Here is a 16467-nt window from a genome sequence, read left to right on the forward strand (position 1 = left end):
ACCGCTCAGGGCTGCGCATGAAGCGCGGCGAGCGTGGCGAGATCGCGGCGGACCCAGTCGGCATCGGCGGCGAATTGTTCATCGGACATGTTGGGCTGACGGAACAGCGTGAGCGCCACTTCGGCGCCCGCGCCGTTCTGATAGACACGCAGCGGAACGTAGATTTCGGCGCCGTCGGCCAGTTGCACGCGATGATCCATGACGCCGAACGCGTTGTGCCCGGTGAAGCGGATCGTCACGTCGCCCGCGGGGCCGCGGGCGCGCCAGTGGTCGCCCATCTCTTCGAGCGTCGACTGCGCGAGACCCGACGCCCACGTGGGAAAGACCTCGGGGCGCCAGATCGCTTCGTAGAGCGCGCGCCAGTCGCGCGCGATCGTCACGGTGATAGTAAGCGTGCGCATCGCCAACAGAGCGTCACGCGCGTGTCATGTTTCGATCTTCGACATCACCGCCGTCGCCGGATCGTAACGATAGCCCTTCTGCGCAAGCTGCTGGGCCATCTTGTCGCCGATCAGCTTCTGCTGCGCCTCGCGGAACACCAGTTCGTGATCCGGCTTCAGGCGCTCCAGCTCGACCGCGAGCCGGCGCATCAGCGCGACTTCGCCGGTGCTGCGGGCATCGATGAAAAGGATCTTCTCGTTGGCCACGTCCAGACGCTGACGCAAATCCTTCGCGTAGGTGACCCATTGCTCGGCGTTGGCGCGCAGGTCGTCGTAGGCCTTCGAATGCGCCTTGGCCTGCGCCGACACCTGACGCTGCAGCGATGCCAGTTCGGACTCCTCGCCCTGTTCCTTCTCGACGAGACGCCTGGCGAGTTCGGTCGCGTTTTTCTCGGCGGCCTCGGCGCGCTGGCGCAGTGCGTTGACATCGTTCGATACACGCGCGAGTTCCGCGCCCTGCTCGGCCTTTTCTTCCATCAACGCGCTGATCTGCTTGCGGGCTTCGTCCAGTTCGCCGCCGATACGGCCCGCGTGATCGCGCTGCGCGGACATCTCGGCGCTGCGCGCGGCCGCGCCTTCCCGCTCCGTCACGAGCGCGTTTCGCCCTTCGTTCAGCTCCGCTTCCAGCGCGGCGATGCGCGCGAGGCTTTCGCTCGCCTGGGTCTCGGCGGCCTGCGCGCGCGCATGGGCCGCGTTCGCATCCTGCGACCAGCGTTCGGCTTCCGCCGATTTTTCCTGCGACGCAAGGCTCAGCACTTCGTGTTGCTGGCGCGCGTGATCGCGCTCGCTGGCGAGGCGCGCGAGTTCCTCGTCCTTGCTCGCGAGGGACGCGCGCAGATCGCCGTGCTGCTGGCGCATCTGAGCGAGTTCCTCGGCGATGCGCGCGAACTCTTCGTCCTTGCCCGCGAACGATGCGCTCAATTGCTCGTGCTGCTGGCGCGCCTGGTCCCGCTCGTCGGCGGCGCGCGCGAGTTCCTCGTCCTTGCCGGCGAGTAACGTATGCAGTTCGCCGTGCTGCTGGCGCGCCTGATCGAGCTCTTGCGCCATGCGCGCGATGTCCTCGTCCTTCGCCGACAACGCCGCGCTCAGCGCCTCCTTCGCGCGCCGCTCCTCTTCGAGCGCCGCCTTCATGGCCTCTAGCTGAGACTGTTCCGCCGACGCCAGTTGCGCCGCTTCCGCGACGCGCGTTTCGGCGGTCTGCGCGCGGGCCGTGGCCGCGTCGAGTTCGCTGCGCAGATGCGCGACCGACTCTTCCGACGCGCGCAACGCGCCGAGCATTTCCGTCATCTGCTGGCGGTTTTGCGCGGCTTCGTCGCCGGTCTTCTGAAATTCGGCGAGCGCCTCGTCGCGCTCCGCGAGCGCGGTGGAAAGCCGCTGGCTCACGGCGGACAGGCGCTGGCCGGACATGCGCTCGGTTTCGTCGCGCGAGACGGTCCAGAGCCGCCGCGCGACGTCCACGAGGGTTTGGGCGAGATCGTCGGGAAGGCCGGTCGGGGACTGCTGCTGCGGCACTTCGGGCGACCGCGCCTCGCGCCAGCGCTGCAGGCCGGCCGCGATGGCGACGACCGAGCCGTTGCCGGCCTCCTGCCAAACGGTCACGGGAGATACCTTGCGACCTTCTTCGGTCAGGCGATCGGCGATCGACGCGATCTGCTCGTCGGTGATGTTGTCTACGTCTGTGGGCATAAGCGCCTCGAAAATCAGTGGCGTCGCACTCAAAAAAACTGCGATACGTTGTTACATTTGGCTGAATCCGCGCAGGGCGGAAATGGATGATACCCATTTTCCGCGATCCGCCATTCAAAGCACGTCACATGCCGGTAAAAATCCGGATTCGCAGCGAGAGTGTATCGCCTGCGTGCGCTTGATTTCGGGACGTAATACGTTATTCACAGAAATGCATCGAGCCCGGGCGAAAATCCGTCCGGGCTTTCGAAAGCGGCAGAAACCGCGCGATTACGGCTTGGCGAAAACCGGGCCGAGGCCGATAACATCCGTATCGGCTGAGGCCGACGCCGAACGCGTGCCCGACGCGACGCCGCCGCTCGCCGGCGCGCCATACGCCGTCAGGCCCTTCGCCGCTTGCACGCGTGCTTCGGCGGCTTGAATGTTTTGCGGATATTGCGTCTGATCGCTCGCCGGGTTGTAACCGGCCTTTTGCAATTCGACGAGTTCCGCGCGCACTTCCGCGCGCGTGATTGGCTGACTGGACTGCGCGAACGACAAAACCGGAAGCGCGACGACGGCGGCGGCGATGAGCGATTGAATGACTTTCATGATTTACCTCCAGGTGTTTGATGGAAAGGCCCGTTTGACCGATCCGCGGTGCGTTGCGAATCGTTCGGGCTTGGAGGTATTTGAACCGCCGGACGTATCTGGCTTGTGTCGCGCGAAAGCGGTTATGAAACGCCGTGTGTCGGCGCAGCGTGCGGATACAGTGCGATACAAAGCGTCATGCGAAGCGAAAAAAACGCTGACGCATCATTGCATGGCGACCCACCACGTCGTGCCGGCCGCATCGCGGAAGCCGCCTCTGAGGTCGTCGTCGGCACGTTTGCGCGCGGGCGGCTGCACGCCAAGTGCGCCGTGCCGCATCGCGCGATCGTAGACGGCCTGCACGTCGCGCACGTAGACGTGGATGTGCGGACCGGACGATTGCTGATCGGTCGCGCCGCCGCCGATCATCACGATGCTGTCGTCGATGCGAACTTCGGCGTGCATCAGCGAGCCATCGGGACGGTCGAAGCGGCGCACGAGCTGTGCGTCGAACACGTGTTCTAGAAAGGTGATGATTGCTTCCGCGTTCGGGCAGACCAGATAGGGGCTGACGGATGGGTAGGCGGCGGGTTTCCAGTCGGGCATGACTTGCCTCGCGGGCGTGGTGACGAGGCTAGTCAGCGTAAATCAAACCGGTCATCGCATCAAACGCCTTCGACGACATCATCCAGCTTCTTCGACACCGCCGCCGGCATCTCCGCCGTCGCCTTCGGCGCAGGCTCATACCGGTGTACGTCATGCGTCACGAAGCCCAGATCGTGACTCGGCACCTCGAACCATTCCGGATGCCCGAACGAGCGGCGAATGTCTTCGAGCCCGCTCGCCCAGTGCTCGTCCATCGTGTCGTTGCTGAACTCGTAGTCCTTGTAATGCCCTTCGAAGAACTTGTTCTTGTAGATGAGATGCACGACGTTCACCGCGCCGCCATCCGCCACCTTCTGCGCTTCGCGCAATAACGGATGCGCACGCCGCACCTTCTCCGGCACGTGCTCAAGCAGTTCCTTGATGAGCCGTGCATGCTTCTGGTTATGCGAAACGAAATCGGTGATCGCGCGCGTTCTGCTCGAATACTGGATGTCCTTCGTGCGCTCGCTCACGTCGAGAAAATCACCGGGCAAGGTGCCGCGCGCGCTCCACAGATCCACCTGAAACACGAGCGTGTCCTTGTGCTGACTTTCGCGGATGATCTCGGTCAACGGCGTATTCGACACGAGGCCGCCGTCCCAATAGAACTCGCCGTCGATCTCGACAGCCGGAAAGCCCGGCGGCAACGCGCCCGACGCCATGAAGTGCTCGGACGCGAGCCGCATCTTCGTATTGTCGAAATAGACGAGGTTGCCCGTGCGCACGTTCACCGCGCCGACCGATACACGCATCGCGCCATCGTTGATGCGGTCGAAATCGGCGAACTGAAGCAGCGTCGCGCGCAAGGCGGACGTGTCGTAGAAGCTCACATCGCTCGGCCGCTTGCTCTTCGTCTGCGCCAAAGGCAGTTGCACGCGCGGCGAGAAGAAGCCCTTCTGCCCTTCGGTCAGCGCACGCGCGGCCGCCCACATGCTCGAAAACTTCCGGCCGATGTTCGCAAAGCCGAACGCGGCAGGCATGAACGCGCCCACATGTCCGATGAGATCCGCAGGCTGGCAGACCGTGTTCCAGAATCCGCGCAGCGCGGCCACGCGATGCTCCGGCGCATTGCCCGCAATGATCGCGGTATTCAGAGCGCCGATGGAGATGCCCGACGTCCACGTCGGATCGACGCCCGCTTCCGCGAGCCCTTCGAACACGCCGGCCTGATAGGAACCCAGCGCGCCGCCGCCTTGCAGCACGAGGCAAACGTCATCGTAGTCCGGCAGCGCGATGCGATTCGCCTGCGTGAGTGTGTTGCGTTGACTGCGGCGCATGGATTCTCCTTATAGTCGATGGATGCGTTACTGCATGAACCAGCCGTGACTCACGACGACCGATTGCCCCGTCAGCGCATTCGATTCGAAGCCTGCAAGAAACGCCACTGTGTTCGCGACATCGGCGACGGTCGTGAATTCGCCATCGACCGTTTCCTTCAGCATCACGTTCTTCACGACGTCTTCCTCGGAGATGCCGAGCGCCTTCGCCTGCTCGGGAATCTGCTTCTCGACGAGCGGCGTGCGCACGAAACCGGGGCACACCACGTTGGCGCGCACGCCGCGCGGACCGCCTTCCTTCGCGACGACGCGCGCGAGTCCGAGCAAGCCGTGCTTGGCCGTCACGTAGGCCGATTTCAGTTTCGACGCCTCATGCGAGTGCACCGATCCCATATAGATGATCGACCCGCCCTTGCCCGACGCGTACATGTGCTTGATCGCGGCCTTCGTCGTGAGAAACGCGCCGTCGAGATGGATCGCGAGCATCTTCTTCCAGTCGGCGTAGGCATATTCCTCGATCGGCGCGACGATCTGAACGCCCGCGTTCGACACCAGCACGTCGATGCCGCCGAGCTTCGCCACCGTCTCTTCGATGCCCGCGTTCACGGCGTCTTCGCTCGTCACGTCCATCGACACGGCGATCGCCTTGCCGCCCGCATCCACGATGCTGTCCGCGACCTTCTGCGCATTCGCGAGATTCAGATCGGCGATGACGACCGCCGCGCCATCGGCCGCGAGCTTCTTCGCCGTCTGTTCACCGATGCCGCTCGCTGCGCCCGTCACGAGCGCGACTTTTCCCTGCAGTGCCATACGATTACTCCTGTGCGTTGTTATTGATTGACCGCGAGCTTCAACTCGTCGTGCGGCGCGAGATAGTCGTATGCGACTTCGCCGATATCGAGCGTGAGATTCGCGATGACATGCCGCGCGCCGACGACCTTGCGCACCGGCAGATCCGCGACAGGCGCAAGCGCATGTGCGTGCAGTTCGAGCGCGGCCGGACCTTCCCACGCGCCGATCACGTTCACGTCGCGCAAGAAGAAGCGCACGAGTTCGCACACGCGCGCACTGCCGTCGACGTGCGGCAGGACTTTGAGCAGATAGTTCGGCGCATCGGCGAGCTTCTTGCGCTCGGCTTCGAGATCGAGCGGACGATACTTGTAGCCCATCGTGCCCGTAGCAATGCGCTGCGTGCCGTAGTCGAGCGTGCCGAGCAGCGTGTCTTTACCATCGACGGCAAGACGCGGCGACGCTAGCTTCTTCGGAAAGCCCCAGATCTCGCGGCCGCCCGCGATCGGGCCTTCGTCATCGAGATACATTGCATGCGTATAGCTGCCCTTCCTGCCGTCCGGATCGATGACGGAAATCACCTGGCCGCTCTCGGTGTAATCGCCGAAGCCGGATGAATCGGGCATGCGAATGAATTCGTAATGCACGAGGCCGTTATCCACTTCGAGCGGCTCGGGAACCACGGCGCGCAACGCGTCGAGATCGGTCTCGTAGGAGATGATGAAGTACTCGCGATTGAGGAAGCGGAACGGCGGACGCGGGTAAGCGGGATTGTGCACAGGCATGGCGAATGCATTCCTGCGGATGTCGTCTTCTTTCACTGGGTCGTCCCTGAGTTGAGAACAGGCACGATGGTAGTGTCACTTGATGACATTGTCGCGGACGGCGGGCAGCATATACGCGCCGAACGCAGCACTGCGAAACGACGAAAATGCCGCCGCTTCAACGCGTTATGTGCATGAACCGATGAATTGCGCTTTTTTGTGCAATATACTGTTGCCTCAGCGATGCCGGCGCGGGCAGGAACCGGGACGGCGTCGCGCGGTTCTCGATTGCATGTCGATGTTCTTTTCCAAGGCCTTCTCCTCCAAGCGAGTCTCCAATGAAAACGTCCATGAAGAAGTCTCTCGTGCTTTTGGTGCTGGCGGCCTTCGCGGCCCCGACGCTGTCGTTCGCGGCGGCGGACTATCCGAACAACAAGGCCCGGCCTGCGTATCACAAGAAAGGCCAGAAGCATCATCACAAGAAGTCGACGACGCCGCCCGCATCACAGACGCAGTAACGCGGCGTTCATAAATGCACGGGCGTCCGTTTATCGACGCCCGTGTACGCGCATCCGCATCGCTTCGATGCGCGCGGCATCGATCCATCCTCGCGATGCCATCGCTTCGAGCGCGGCCAGTGCCGATGCGGCACCGCAGATCGATGCGGCTTTCGCGTCCGCATCGAGTTCGAACATCGCGGCGCGGCTCGCCGCATGCGCACGCCTTTTCTTCATGCATGCAAAAAACGCGAGCACGAAGCCGATCCCCGGAACGCTCACGCGCCACAGTTCTTCATCGGGCGCGAGTGCAAAAACGATGCACGGTATCGACAGCAACGCCATCAGGAACATAACCGTGAACGCGAAGTCGAGCAGCATCGTCCTGCGCTGCGTCGCGTGCCCGACTTCATGCGCCACCACGATACGAAGCAACGGCTCCGGCAACGCGAGTGTCGCGCGATCGAGTTCGATGCGGTTGAAGAGCGCCTCATAACAAGGCCCGGCCGATGTCGTCACGAAGCGCACATGCGGCGGCGTGACGTGCAGAAGCGCGGCGTCGGCGGCGACGAGCGAGACGATGCGAGCCTCTTGCGCGCGCAGCCGCTTCACGTTCAGTCTCCCGGATGATCCGTCCATTGACTGCGCGCCTGCCACGCATCGATATCGGCGTTGAGATTCGCGAGTTTCGTGCGCACGAGTTCGAGGCCGGGACCGCCGAGCACGAGATGTCCCGGCGGATTCGTCGACGTCACCGCTTCGATGATGACCTGCGCCGCGCGCGCCGGATCGCCCGGCTGCTTGCCGCTGCGCTCCGCGATGGCCGCGCGCCGCGTGCCCGAAGTCTGCGCGTAAGCGTCGATCGTATTGCGCGTCTGCCTGAGCGACCGGCCCGCCCAGTCCGTGCGGAACGGTCCCGGCTCGACGGCGGTGACCTTGATGCCGAGCCCTTCGGTTTCGCGCGCGAGCGCTTCGCCCAAGCCTTCGAGCGCGAACTTGGTCGCCGCGTAATAGCCGCTGCCCGGATTGCCGACGAGCCCGCCGACCGACGTGATGTTCACGACATGGCCCGAGCGCCGCTCGCGCATGCGCGGCAGCACGGCCTTGATCATCGCCGCCGCGCCGAAGAAGTTCGCTTCGAACATCGCGCGCACTTCTTCGTCCTCGCCCTCTTCGACCGCCGAGAGATAACCGAAGCCCGCATTATTCACGAGCACGTCGATATGATCGAAGGCGGCGTAGGCATCGCGGATCGACGACGCGATTTCATCGGCGCGCGTGACGTCCAGGCGCACCGCGATCGCGCGTCCCTTCGCCCGTTCGACGAGATCGGCGACGCTATCCGGATTGCGTGCGGCGACCACCGCGCGCCAGCCCTTGTCGATCACGGCGGCCGCGAGTTCGCGGCCGAAGCCGGTCGAGCAGCCGGTGATGAACCAGACGGGCGTGTCGATGTTGCCGTTGGAAGCGGACATTGCGTTTCTCCATGGAAAATGCGCGGCATCCGGCCAATCTGACCAGTATGCGCGCGCATGTGTTCGGGATGGCGCTGCAGCTGCAAGCTACATAGTGACGCAAATTCGCAAGGCCTGCGCCGACGGCCCGGGCGCGTTCAGCGCAACGCCGGCATGCGAATGGCGCGATGATTCCGCGGCTCGAACATTACCGATTGTTCGATGCGCGCGGCGACCTGCTTCCATCCAGCGAGTTCTTCGTCGAGCACGGCAAGCGTCAGAAGAATGCGCTCGCGGTCCTGATTCGTGCTTGCAAGCGTCGCGTTCTGGCGCAGCGCGTCGAGCGCGGCTTCACGCTGCGCGATCTGTTTCGCGATGCGTGTTCTGAGGCATGTCAGCGATTCGTTCATTTTCGTGTGACCGGGTGATGTCACCGGTATTGCGCAAGCTTCGCGCCCGATGCCTCATCCGGCATCGCCGGCGCTGATCGCCGTCTGCATGCTCTTCAGGAGCTTCGAGAGATAGCGCAGCAAGCCGACGGTATCGCCGAACTCGATGAAGCCCGGCCTCACGCCGTCGCTGAAAAGCAGCGTGCCATCGAGCGAATGATCGACGATCAGGCCGGCATAGGCGGCGTGCGGCATGTAATCGTCGGCGGCGAGGCTGAACGTATTGCCGTTGAGGGCCGCATCGCGCAGACGCATCAGGAATTGCACTTCGGGCGCGCGCGATGCCGACAGCCGATGAACATCGAAGTAGTCGGCGATGGCGACGATCGCGTTCGTGCACGGCACGAGCAGCGCGAACGCGATGCGCTTCTCGGCCGTATCGAACGATGGCCACGACAGCGCGTCCTCGGGCGGCGTGCCTTTGGTCGGCGTGCCGTCTTCGCTATGCGTGTGCGCTTCCGGATGCGAACGCTTGCGCGCCAACAGCGAATGCGCCTTGGCAAAGTCCGGCGGCGGCGCGCCGCGCTCGATCCAGTCGGACAACAGGCTCGCATAGGCGTGGAGCGCCGTCAGTTGTGCTTCGATGAAGGCGACGCCGATTCGGCAGGCGTCAGGACTTTTGTGTTCGGACATGCCGTCTCCTTTGATTTTCGCGTTTCCCGTCCGGCGACGGAAACGCCTCGCTTGCATGGTGTCGCGGGCGACGTTGCAATGTTCGCGCCTGTTCCGCTCAAGTGGCGCATGTGGCCTTGACGGTTAGTTGCGACGAAGATGGAGACAGACGCTTTCCGTTCGGGACATCTATGTGGATGAAATGCTACAGATAGCGTGACGCAAATTTACCAAAAGCTGACGAACCGTTATATTTCACCCGCTATAGCGTAAGTCATCGGCTGAAGGCGTCGAGGCAACGCTACTTGCCTTTCCCGGCATCGGGAACCCACCCCGAATCGCCGGGCGAATTACCCAAGTCATCACGAAGCACTCGACCTTCGCGTGTTTATCGCGCGAGGCCGGGACGATCGCGCTCGCGCATCCAACGCATCGCGACGTTCCTTAATCGGGCCGCGTCGCGCGGCATCCGCGTCACGCGGACAACACCAGGGAAAAGAAGAAATGAAGAAGCACATCGTTGCGGTGGCGGTACTCGGCATGTTCGGCATCGCGGCGCACGCGCAAAGCAGCGTCACGCTGTACGGGATCATCGACGCCGGCATCACGTATGCGAACAAGGTCGCGACTCCGAACGGCCACGACGACATCGTCAAATACGGCGACGGCGTCGCGCAAGGCAGCCGCTGGGGCCTGCGCGGCACGGAAGATCTGGGCGGCGGTCTGAAGGCGATCTTCGTGCTCGAGAACGGCTTCAATAGCGGCGACGGCACGCTCGGCCAGGGCGGCGCGCTGTTCGGCCGTCAGGCGTACGTAGGTATCGCGAAAAACGAATTCGGCTCGCTGACCTTCGGCCGCCAATACTCCTTTTCGACCGATTATCTCGGCGGCAGCTACACGATGGGCAGCCAGACGCCCGCCGGCAACTATGCGTATCACATCAACGATCTGGATCAGCTGACGTCGAGCCGCATCAACAACTCGGTCAAGTTCAGCAGTGTGAGTTTCTCCGGCGTGACATTCGGCGCGATGTACGGCTTCTCCAACTCGACGAACTTCGCCGGCTCGCCGACGACGGGCACCGGCGCGGCCGCCGTGCAAGGCTCGTCGAGCGCGTACAGCTTCGGCCTGAACTACGCGCAAGGCCCGTTCGGCATCGGCGCGGCGTACACCAACATTCGCTTCCCGAACGGCGCGACGCCGGCGTTCAGCGTCAACATCGCGAACGTGAACACCGGCGGCCTGCGCGATCTCGAAACGTATGGTGTCGGCGCGCGTTACATGATCGCCGCCGCGACGATCTGGGCGAATTGGACGCACACGAAGTTCGAGCCGATCACGGCGGCATCGTCGAATCTGAACAACTATGAAATCGGCGGCAAGTACGCGTTCACGCCGGCGCTGAGCGCGGGTCTCGGCTATACGTTCTCGGACCTCGGCGGCAACTTCGACGGCAAGTGGCATCAAGTCAACGCCGTGGTCGATTACGCGCTCTCCAAGCGCACCGATGTCTACGCGACCGGCGCTTACCAGAAGGCGTCGGGCAGCAACAACGGCACGCCGGTGCAGGCGGAGATCGGCTCGTCGTCGTCGTTCATCGGCAATGCGGGCGCGAACACGCAATTCGTGACGCGCGTCGGTCTGCGTCACAAGTTCTGATCGAACGCCGATAAAACAAAAGCGCGATGCCGGGCATCGCGCTTTTTTCGTTGGCGCCCACGGAACGGTGCGCGCGGTGTGCTCTTTGCTTTACTTCGCGGGCTCGGCGGTTTTCTGCGCTGCGTTCGACCGCGCCAGCCGGTTAGTTTCCAGATACACGGCGCGTTCCGCATCCGCCGATGTCACTTCGCCCGCCTGGCTGCCCGCCAGATCGATGCGCGGCGCGCCCTGCACGAGACACGTCCAGTAGCGGTTGCCGCGGCACCAGACCTTGATCGCGCTGCGCAGTTCTTTTTCGTCGAGCTTGAGTTCCTGTGCGTGCTTCATCAGGTCTTCGAAAATACCGACCTTCAGCGGAACCTTCGGTGCGGGATTCTTCGGAAACGCGAGCGGAAAACGCTTTTGCAGCTTTCCGATGGTATGCACGACGGGATCCACCGGTTTCGATGGCGCCGCAGCCGGCCGGGCCGGAGCCGCCGCCTTCGATGTGCCCGCCGGCGCGGGCCGCCGCACGCGCGGCGCCTTCTTTTTCGCTGCGTTGCTTGCAGCCTGTTTCGCGAGTTGTTCTTTCAGTCCGGCGAGTTGTTCGAAACCCATCACATCGTGCCCGTAAAAATCGTTGTGGAATTTTACCAGCCTGCGGTGACGGACTCATTGCCGGCTGACCGATTCCGAATATTTCCGCGCAGCGAACATACGCTTACTGTCCGCCCGAATAGGTGTTGCAGAACGGTCGCGGCGCGCAGTTGGCCGATACGCCGCTCCACTTCGACATGCTTCCGCTCGCGCTCTGGCCATCGGCCACGCCGCCATAAGCGGTATCGGCGGAAGGTGACGGACTCTGGGCGTTCTGCTGCCGCGGTGCGGGGATGGACTGCAAGGTATCGGACGGCTCTTGCGCCTGAGCCAGCCCGCCGATTGAAAACGCGGCCACGAGCGTGGTCGATACGAGGACGGTCTTCATGACTTTCTCCTTCAACGAAGGCTTGCCGCTGCCCGGCGGCGAACGCCGGGTAATCCGGGTGCGCGAACACAGCGCACATGTAAACCATATACCCCAGGCGATGCAAGCGCGATGCCGCCGCATCGAACGCTCAACCTTCCGGATTCGCGCATGAACGTTCGGACGCGGCACGTTCATAACGCGCGAGGAACATGTCGGCGGCCGCTTCCGCGACTTTCTTCTGCTCGCTCTTCGATAACGGCGGCTGCCCCATCGTTACTTGCGGCCAGAACGCGAAACCCTTGACGATGCCGTGAAGCTGCTGCCCCGCGAAGACCGGATCCGCGACGGTGAGACGGCCATCGGCGGCGGCCTTGCGGATCCATGCGGTCACGTCCTCCTCGCGCTCGCCGATGCGCGCCACCATGTCCCGCGCCCGCTCCGGCGAGTGAATGCCCGCCGCGATCGCCACGCGTGCAAGCGACAGAAACGCGTCGTCGGTCATGAGACGCAGCTTGCGCGAAAGCAGCGCGAGCAACTGCGCGCGCAGCGGTTCGCCGGCGGTATAGACAGGCGCGTCGCCGGTTTCGCTCGCATCCCACAGCCGATGCAGAATCGCCGCGAACAGCGACTCCTTGCCGTCGAAGTGGTTATAGACCGTGCGCTTCGAAACGCCCGCGCGCGCGGCGATGCGGTCCATGCTGGTCGCGTCGTAACCCGCTGCGATGAACTCCTCGACAGCCGCGTTCACTATCGCGGCGCGTTTGCGGTCCGTCAGGCGTTGGGGAATATCGTTCATGGTGCTTCAATGTTTCTGCTCGAATCCATCCCCATATTTTACACCGTCCGGTTTACTTTCTTCTCAAAGTTAAACTACACTGTGCAGTCTACTTTCCGCCTCGGGCTCGCGCCCTGCCACGTCCATGACTTCGTTCGCCGATCACATCAGCCGTGCCCTAGGATTTGCCGCAGCGAAACGCGGCCGCGCGTTGTCCGGTGCGTCGCCGCAGCATGACGGCGAGCGCTTTCGCAACGTGAAGCCGCGTCCGGCGGAAGGCGTCGGCAAGACGCTGCGCATCATGTGGAACATGCTGCTCAACAAGCCGCGCAACGCGGTGCCGTCGCAGGCGCCCGCCGTCGATACGCTCACGCGCGCCGATCTCGATGCCGCGCCCGACCGCAGCCTTTTCCGCCTCGGCCATTCGACGATGCTCTTCAAGCTGCGCGGCGAGTACTGGCTGACCGACCCGGTGTTCGGCGAACGCGCGTCGCCGTTCAAGCGTGTCGGGCCGAAGCGCTTTCATGCGCCGCCCATTGCGCTCGGCGATCTGCCGCCGTTGCGCGGCGTGATCCTGTCGCACGATCACTACGATCATCTCGACCGCGACACCGTGCTCACGCTCGCCGCGACGACATCCACTTTCCTCGCGCCGCTCGGCGTTGGCGACCGGCTGATCGAATGGGGCATCGATGCATCGAAAGTGCGTCAGCTCGACTGGTGGCACAGCGCGCAGATCGACGGCCTCACGTTCACCGCGACGCCCGCGCAACACTTTTCCGGCCGCAGTCTCTTCGATGGCAACAGCACGCTATGGGCGTCGTGGGTCATCGTCGACGATGACATGCGCGTCTTCTTCAGCGGCGATACGGGCTATTTCGACGGCTTCAGGACGATCGGCGAGCGCCTCGGTCCGTTCGATGTCACGCTGATCGAAACCGGCGCCTACGATGCGCAGTGGCCGTACGTTCACATGCAGCCGGAGGAAACGGTGCAGGCGCATATCGATCTGCGCGGACGCTGGCTCGTGCCAATCCACAACGGCACGTTCGATCTCGCGATGCATCCGTGGCAGGAGCCGTTCGAGCGCGTGACGGGCCTTGCGCTCGCACGTGGCGTTGCCGTGGCGACACCGCGCATGGGCGAGCGGCTCGCTCTCGAAGCGCCACATCGCGGCGATCGATGGTGGCGCGAAACCGCCGACACGCCGAAGACGGCGTCGTCGTGGCGCTTGTGCGCGTCGCGCGCGCAAGACGTCAAGTAACGCGCTTCTTCAAGCGCCCTTTCCTTCCTTCAGCCGCGCGCGATGCGCGGCCACCTTCGCGCGATTGCCGCAGATCGCCATGCTGCACCAGCGCCGCGCATGTCCGCGCGTGTGGTCTGCGAAAAGCAGCGTGCATTTCAGGCCTTCGCACGCCTTCACGTACGTGAAGTCCTCTTCGCAGACGAGCTTCGCGAGCGCCTCGACGACCGGCATCAGAAGCGCTTCGGCGTTCGGCCATCGCCGTTGCATGCCGAACGCAAGCCCGTTCGCGGCGGTCGCATCCGCGACGATCTCGCCATGCTGCTCATCGCGCCGCAGCACCTGATTGAGCGGCGCGAGCTCGCTCAAATCCTTTGCCGTTAGCGGCTTTCCCTTACGTGTCTGCACGAACGCGCGAAACCATTCGCGCAAGCCCCGCGCCTTTGTGGCGGCTTCGTCGAGTTCCGCGCGCGCGCTATGCGAACGCACGTGCGCGATGACATCGGCGGGTACGAGTTGCGCCTGTTCGAGCCACGACAGCAAACCTTCTCCGTCGGCGATCCAGTCGACGGGTTCATCGACCGGTGTTGCGATCGAGTTCAGGAAATCGAGGCCGGGCGCGTCGGCCAGCAGGATAGGTGGAACGTGACGGTAGTCCATTTACTTTCTTCAGCCATGTTCGACGGTGAGTTCATGGTAACCGCTAAAAAACGTCTTGACAAGTTACGCACAAGATACGTAACCTTTCTACCATGCTTTTAACGGTTACACAACGTCCCCCACCTGACCTGCGGAGAAACGCTCATGTCAAACATCGCGCATCGACATATCGACGTAGACGGCTTCAACGTGTTCTATCGCGAAGCCGGTCCGGCTGACGCACCGAAGCTGCTTCTTTTGCATGGCTTCCCGAGTTCGAGCCATATGTTTCGCGATCTGATTCCGCATCTGTCGGCGCACTTTCATATCGTTGCGCCCGATCTTCCCGGCTTCGGCCTCTCCGATATGCCGAGCCGCGATGCATTCCCATACACGTTCGACAACATCGCGAACGTGATCGACCGGTTTACCGAAGTGATCGGCTTCGATCGCTATGCGGTGTATGTCTTCGATTACGGCGCGCCCACCGGCTTCCGGCTTGCGCTGAAGCATCCCGAGCGCATCGCGGCGATCGTTTCGCAAAACGGCAACGCCTATGAAGAAGGACTGAGCGACGGCTGGAATCCGATTCGCGCGTACTGGCAAGCGCCGACGCAAACGAATCGCGATGCGCTGCGCGCGCTGCTCACGAAGGACGCGACCAGGTGGCAATACACGCATGGCGTGCCCGACGCCTCCGCGGTTTCACCCGACGGCTATTCGCTCGACGATTACTACCTGAACCGTCCGGGCGCGCACGAAGTGCAGCTCGATCTCTTCGGCGACTACCGGAACAACGTCGCGCTGTATCCCGCATTCCAGACATATTTCCGCGAACATCGGCCGAAGTTTCTTGCCGTGTGGGGCCGCCACGATCCGTTCTTCCTGCCGCCAGGCGCCGAAGCATTCAAGCGCGATATCCCCGACGCGGAGGTGCGCTTCTTCGACACGGGCCATTTCGCGCTCGAAACGCACGCGGCCGAGATCGCGGCGGCCATCATCGACTTCCTCGCTCGCTAATCCGACATCACAGGAGAACATCATGCGCGCCATCGTGCTCGACAAATTCGGCGGCCTCGATAGCCTCGTCTACACCGACATTCCCGAGCCCGAACCGCTCGCGGGGCATGTCGTCATCGAGATCAAGGCGTTCGGCATCAATCATGCGGAGATGCACATGCGGCGCGGCGAGTGGGCCGAGGCCGCGAGGGTGAGCGGCATCGAATGCGTGGGCATCGTGAAGTCGTGTCCGGGCGGCGAGTTCCCCGTCGGCGCGAAAGTGGCCGCGTTGATGGGCGGACTCGGGCGCACGATCAACGGAAGCTATGCGCAGCTCACGCGCGCGCCGGTATCGAACGTGGCGCTGATCGAATCGGAATTGCCGTGGGCCGAACTCGCCGCGATCCCCGAGACCTATGCGACCGCGTGGACCTGTCTCTTTCGCAATCTGGAGATCGAGGCGGGACAGACCGTCGTTATTCGTGGCGCGACGTCGTCGTTCGGACGGGCTGCCGTGAATCTCGCGGTGAATGCGGGCGCGAAGGTCATCGCGACGACGCGCAACCGCGATCGCTTCGCGGCGCTCGAAGCGCTGGGCGCATCGCAGGTCGAACTCGAACGTCCCGACTTGAGCAAGCACATCGCGCAGGCGAAGCACATCGACGCGGTGCTCGATCTTGTCGGCAACAGCACGATTCTCGATTCGCTCGCGATGCTGCGTCGCGGCGGCCGCGCGTGTCTCGCGGGCTGGCTCGGCGGTCTCGCGCCGATCGCGGATTTCAACCCGCTTCTGCAGATGCCGAGCGGCGTGCATCTGACCTTCTTCGGCAGCTTCGTGTTCGGCACGCCGGGCTTTGCACTGTCCGACATTCCGCTGCAAGCGATCGCCGCCGATATCGCCGCAGGCCGCTTCGACGCAAAGCCTTCGCGCGTGTTCTCCTTCGACGAGATACACGAAGCGCATCGCGTGATGGAAGCCAACGAAGCGAACGGCAAGATGGTCGTCGTGCACTGAAACGGGAG

General features: G+C 63.4%; 20 protein-coding genes. 5 read left to right on the forward strand and 15 right to left on the reverse strand.

From position 1 onward, the window contains the following. Window positions 1-5 precede the first annotated feature (5 nt). From AWB77_RS05680 to AWB77_RS05710, 7 genes are all read right to left on the reverse strand, one after another. Window positions 6-401 carry a hypothetical protein gene (locus AWB77_RS05680; RefSeq protein WP_061133414.1) on the reverse strand — a complete coding sequence of 132 codons (396 nt, stop codon included), beginning with the start codon at window positions 399-401 and terminating at the stop codon, window positions 6-8. Window positions 402-425: 24 nt separating this feature from the next. Further along, window positions 426-2126 (reverse strand): DNA-binding protein, encoded by a 1701-nt coding sequence (locus AWB77_RS05685; RefSeq protein WP_061133415.1) that lies wholly within the window; start codon window positions 2124-2126, stop codon window positions 426-428. Between the two features lie 270 nt (window positions 2127-2396). Beyond that, a complete protein-coding gene (locus tag AWB77_RS05690) occupies window positions 2397-2717 on the reverse strand; it encodes a DUF4148 domain-containing protein (protein WP_061133416.1) in 321 nt (106 codons plus the stop codon). Window positions 2718-2921: 204 nt separating this feature from the next. Further along, entirely contained in the window at window positions 2922-3302 is a 381-nt protein-coding gene (locus AWB77_RS05695; protein ID WP_061133417.1) for a VOC family protein, read from the reverse strand. A gap of 59 nt (window positions 3303-3361) precedes the next feature. Beyond that, window positions 3362-4618 (reverse strand): DUF3734 domain-containing protein, encoded by a 1257-nt coding sequence (locus AWB77_RS05700; RefSeq protein ID WP_061133418.1) that lies wholly within the window; start codon window positions 4616-4618, stop codon window positions 3362-3364. Between the two features lie 27 nt (window positions 4619-4645). After that, on the reverse strand, window positions 4646-5428 hold the full coding sequence (locus tag AWB77_RS05705; RefSeq protein ID WP_061133419.1) for a 3-hydroxybutyrate dehydrogenase: 783 nt from the start codon (window positions 5426-5428) through the stop codon (window positions 4646-4648). Window positions 5429-5448: 20 nt separating this feature from the next. Continuing rightward, window positions 5449-6228 (reverse strand): acetoacetate decarboxylase, encoded by a 780-nt coding sequence (locus AWB77_RS05710; protein WP_074168851.1) that lies wholly within the window; start codon window positions 6226-6228, stop codon window positions 5449-5451. A 293-nt stretch (window positions 6229-6521) separates the two neighbouring features. Between AWB77_RS05710 and AWB77_RS05715 the strand changes: the two genes are divergently transcribed. Further along, a complete protein-coding gene (locus tag AWB77_RS05715; RefSeq protein WP_157694753.1) occupies window positions 6522-6689 on the forward strand; it encodes a hypothetical protein in 168 nt (55 codons plus the stop codon). 30 nt (window positions 6690-6719) lie between these two features. Here the strand turns inward: AWB77_RS05715 and AWB77_RS05720 are convergent, their stop codons facing one another. The 4 genes from AWB77_RS05720 to AWB77_RS05735 all read right to left on the reverse strand — a co-directional run bounded on the left by AWB77_RS05720 (window position 6720) and on the right by AWB77_RS05735 (window position 9204). Next, window positions 6720-7307: a M48 family metalloprotease gene (locus AWB77_RS05720; protein WP_061133421.1), complete on the reverse strand. Its 588-nt coding sequence runs from the start codon at window positions 7305-7307 to the stop codon at window positions 6720-6722. After that, window positions 7283-8143 carry an oxidoreductase gene (locus tag AWB77_RS05725; RefSeq protein WP_061133422.1) on the reverse strand — a complete coding sequence of 287 codons (861 nt, stop codon included), beginning with the start codon at window positions 8141-8143 and terminating at the stop codon, window positions 7283-7285. The genes AWB77_RS05720 and AWB77_RS05725 overlap by 25 nt, the downstream gene beginning before the upstream one ends. A gap of 137 nt (window positions 8144-8280) precedes the next feature. After that, the gene (locus tag AWB77_RS05730) at window positions 8281-8532 is read right to left on the reverse strand and encodes a hypothetical protein (protein WP_061133423.1); all 252 of its coding nucleotides are present in this window, start codon (window positions 8530-8532) and stop codon (window positions 8281-8283) included. 54 nt (window positions 8533-8586) lie between these two features. Beyond that, a complete protein-coding gene (locus AWB77_RS05735; protein WP_061133424.1) occupies window positions 8587-9204 on the reverse strand; it encodes a hypothetical protein in 618 nt (205 codons plus the stop codon). A gap of 483 nt (window positions 9205-9687) precedes the next feature. Between AWB77_RS05735 and AWB77_RS05740 the strand changes: the two genes are divergently transcribed. Then, a complete protein-coding gene (locus AWB77_RS05740) occupies window positions 9688-10842 on the forward strand; it encodes a porin (protein ID WP_061133425.1) in 1155 nt (384 codons plus the stop codon). A gap of 90 nt (window positions 10843-10932) precedes the next feature. Here the strand turns inward: AWB77_RS05740 and AWB77_RS05745 are convergent, their stop codons facing one another. From AWB77_RS05745 to AWB77_RS05755, 3 genes are all read right to left on the reverse strand, one after another. After that, a complete protein-coding gene (locus AWB77_RS05745; RefSeq protein ID WP_061133426.1) occupies window positions 10933-11439 on the reverse strand; it encodes a ProQ/FinO family protein in 507 nt (168 codons plus the stop codon). A gap of 103 nt (window positions 11440-11542) precedes the next feature. Then, entirely contained in the window at window positions 11543-11806 is a 264-nt protein-coding gene (locus AWB77_RS05750) for a hypothetical protein (protein WP_061133427.1), read from the reverse strand. Between the two features lie 130 nt (window positions 11807-11936). Beyond that, window positions 11937-12584 (reverse strand): TetR/AcrR family transcriptional regulator, encoded by a 648-nt coding sequence (locus AWB77_RS05755; RefSeq protein ID WP_061133428.1) that lies wholly within the window; start codon window positions 12582-12584, stop codon window positions 11937-11939. Between the two features lie 124 nt (window positions 12585-12708). On the opposite strand from AWB77_RS05755, the gene AWB77_RS05760 reads away from it, so the two are divergent. Next, the gene (locus AWB77_RS05760) at window positions 12709-13827 is read left to right on the forward strand and encodes an MBL fold metallo-hydrolase (RefSeq protein ID WP_061133429.1); all 1119 of its coding nucleotides are present in this window, start codon (window positions 12709-12711) and stop codon (window positions 13825-13827) included. Window positions 13828-13836: 9 nt separating this feature from the next. Here the strand turns inward: AWB77_RS05760 and AWB77_RS05765 are convergent, their stop codons facing one another. Further along, a complete protein-coding gene (locus AWB77_RS05765; RefSeq protein ID WP_061133430.1) occupies window positions 13837-14466 on the reverse strand; it encodes a CGNR zinc finger domain-containing protein in 630 nt (209 codons plus the stop codon). A 144-nt stretch (window positions 14467-14610) separates the two neighbouring features. Between AWB77_RS05765 and AWB77_RS05770 the strand changes: the two genes are divergently transcribed. Both AWB77_RS05770 and AWB77_RS05775 read left to right on the forward strand, forming a co-directional pair. Next, a complete protein-coding gene (locus AWB77_RS05770; protein WP_061133431.1) occupies window positions 14611-15465 on the forward strand; it encodes an alpha/beta fold hydrolase in 855 nt (284 codons plus the stop codon). Between the two features lie 22 nt (window positions 15466-15487). Further along, window positions 15488-16459: a zinc-binding alcohol dehydrogenase family protein gene (locus AWB77_RS05775; RefSeq protein WP_061133432.1), complete on the forward strand. Its 972-nt coding sequence runs from the start codon at window positions 15488-15490 to the stop codon at window positions 16457-16459. Window positions 16460-16467 lie beyond the last annotated feature (8 nt).

This window comes from Caballeronia fortuita (assembly GCF_001544835.2).
Classification (GTDB): Bacteria; Pseudomonadota; Gammaproteobacteria; order Burkholderiales; family Burkholderiaceae; genus Caballeronia; species Caballeronia fortuita.

Coding starts and splice junctions, on each gene's coding strand:
- AWB77_RS05720 (WP_061133421.1), bottom strand. CDS start 7,307: ATGGACGGATCATCCGGGAGACTGAACGTGAAGCGGCTGCGCGCGCAA.
- AWB77_RS05760 (WP_061133429.1), top strand. CDS start 12,709: ATGACTTCGTTCGCCGATCACATCAGCCGTGCCCTAGGATTTGCCGCA.
- AWB77_RS05745 (WP_061133426.1), bottom strand. CDS start 11,439: ATGGGTTTCGAACAACTCGCCGGACTGAAAGAACAACTCGCGAAACAG.
- AWB77_RS05735 (WP_061133424.1), bottom strand. CDS start 9,204: ATGTCCGAACACAAAAGTCCTGACGCCTGCCGAATCGGCGTCGCCTTC.
- AWB77_RS05730 (WP_061133423.1), bottom strand. CDS start 8,532: ATGAACGAATCGCTGACATGCCTCAGAACACGCATCGCGAAACAGATC.
- AWB77_RS05680 (WP_061133414.1), bottom strand. CDS start 401: ATGCGCACGCTTACTATCACCGTGACGATCGCGCGCGACTGGCGCGCG.
- AWB77_RS05770 (WP_061133431.1), top strand. CDS start 14,611: ATGTCAAACATCGCGCATCGACATATCGACGTAGACGGCTTCAACGTG.
- AWB77_RS05705 (WP_061133419.1), bottom strand. CDS start 5,428: ATGGCACTGCAGGGAAAAGTCGCGCTCGTGACGGGCGCAGCGAGCGGC.
- AWB77_RS05740 (WP_061133425.1), top strand. CDS start 9,688: ATGAAGAAGCACATCGTTGCGGTGGCGGTACTCGGCATGTTCGGCATC.
- AWB77_RS05715 (WP_157694753.1), top strand. CDS start 6,522: ATGAAGAAGTCTCTCGTGCTTTTGGTGCTGGCGGCCTTCGCGGCCCCG.
- AWB77_RS05755 (WP_061133428.1), bottom strand. CDS start 12,584: ATGAACGATATTCCCCAACGCCTGACGGACCGCAAACGCGCCGCGATA.
- AWB77_RS05690 (WP_061133416.1), bottom strand. CDS start 2,717: ATGAAAGTCATTCAATCGCTCATCGCCGCCGCCGTCGTCGCGCTTCCG.
- AWB77_RS05750 (WP_061133427.1), bottom strand. CDS start 11,806: ATGAAGACCGTCCTCGTATCGACCACGCTCGTGGCCGCGTTTTCAATC.
- AWB77_RS05685 (WP_061133415.1), bottom strand. CDS start 2,126: ATGCCCACAGACGTAGACAACATCACCGACGAGCAGATCGCGTCGATC.
- AWB77_RS05765 (WP_061133430.1), bottom strand. CDS start 14,466: ATGGACTACCGTCACGTTCCACCTATCCTGCTGGCCGACGCGCCCGGC.
- AWB77_RS05775 (WP_061133432.1), top strand. CDS start 15,488: ATGCGCGCCATCGTGCTCGACAAATTCGGCGGCCTCGATAGCCTCGTC.
- AWB77_RS05700 (WP_061133418.1), bottom strand. CDS start 4,618: ATGCGCCGCAGTCAACGCAACACACTCACGCAGGCGAATCGCATCGCG.
- AWB77_RS05695 (WP_061133417.1), bottom strand. CDS start 3,302: ATGCCCGACTGGAAACCCGCCGCCTACCCATCCGTCAGCCCCTATCTG.
- AWB77_RS05725 (WP_061133422.1), bottom strand. CDS start 8,143: ATGTCCGCTTCCAACGGCAACATCGACACGCCCGTCTGGTTCATCACC.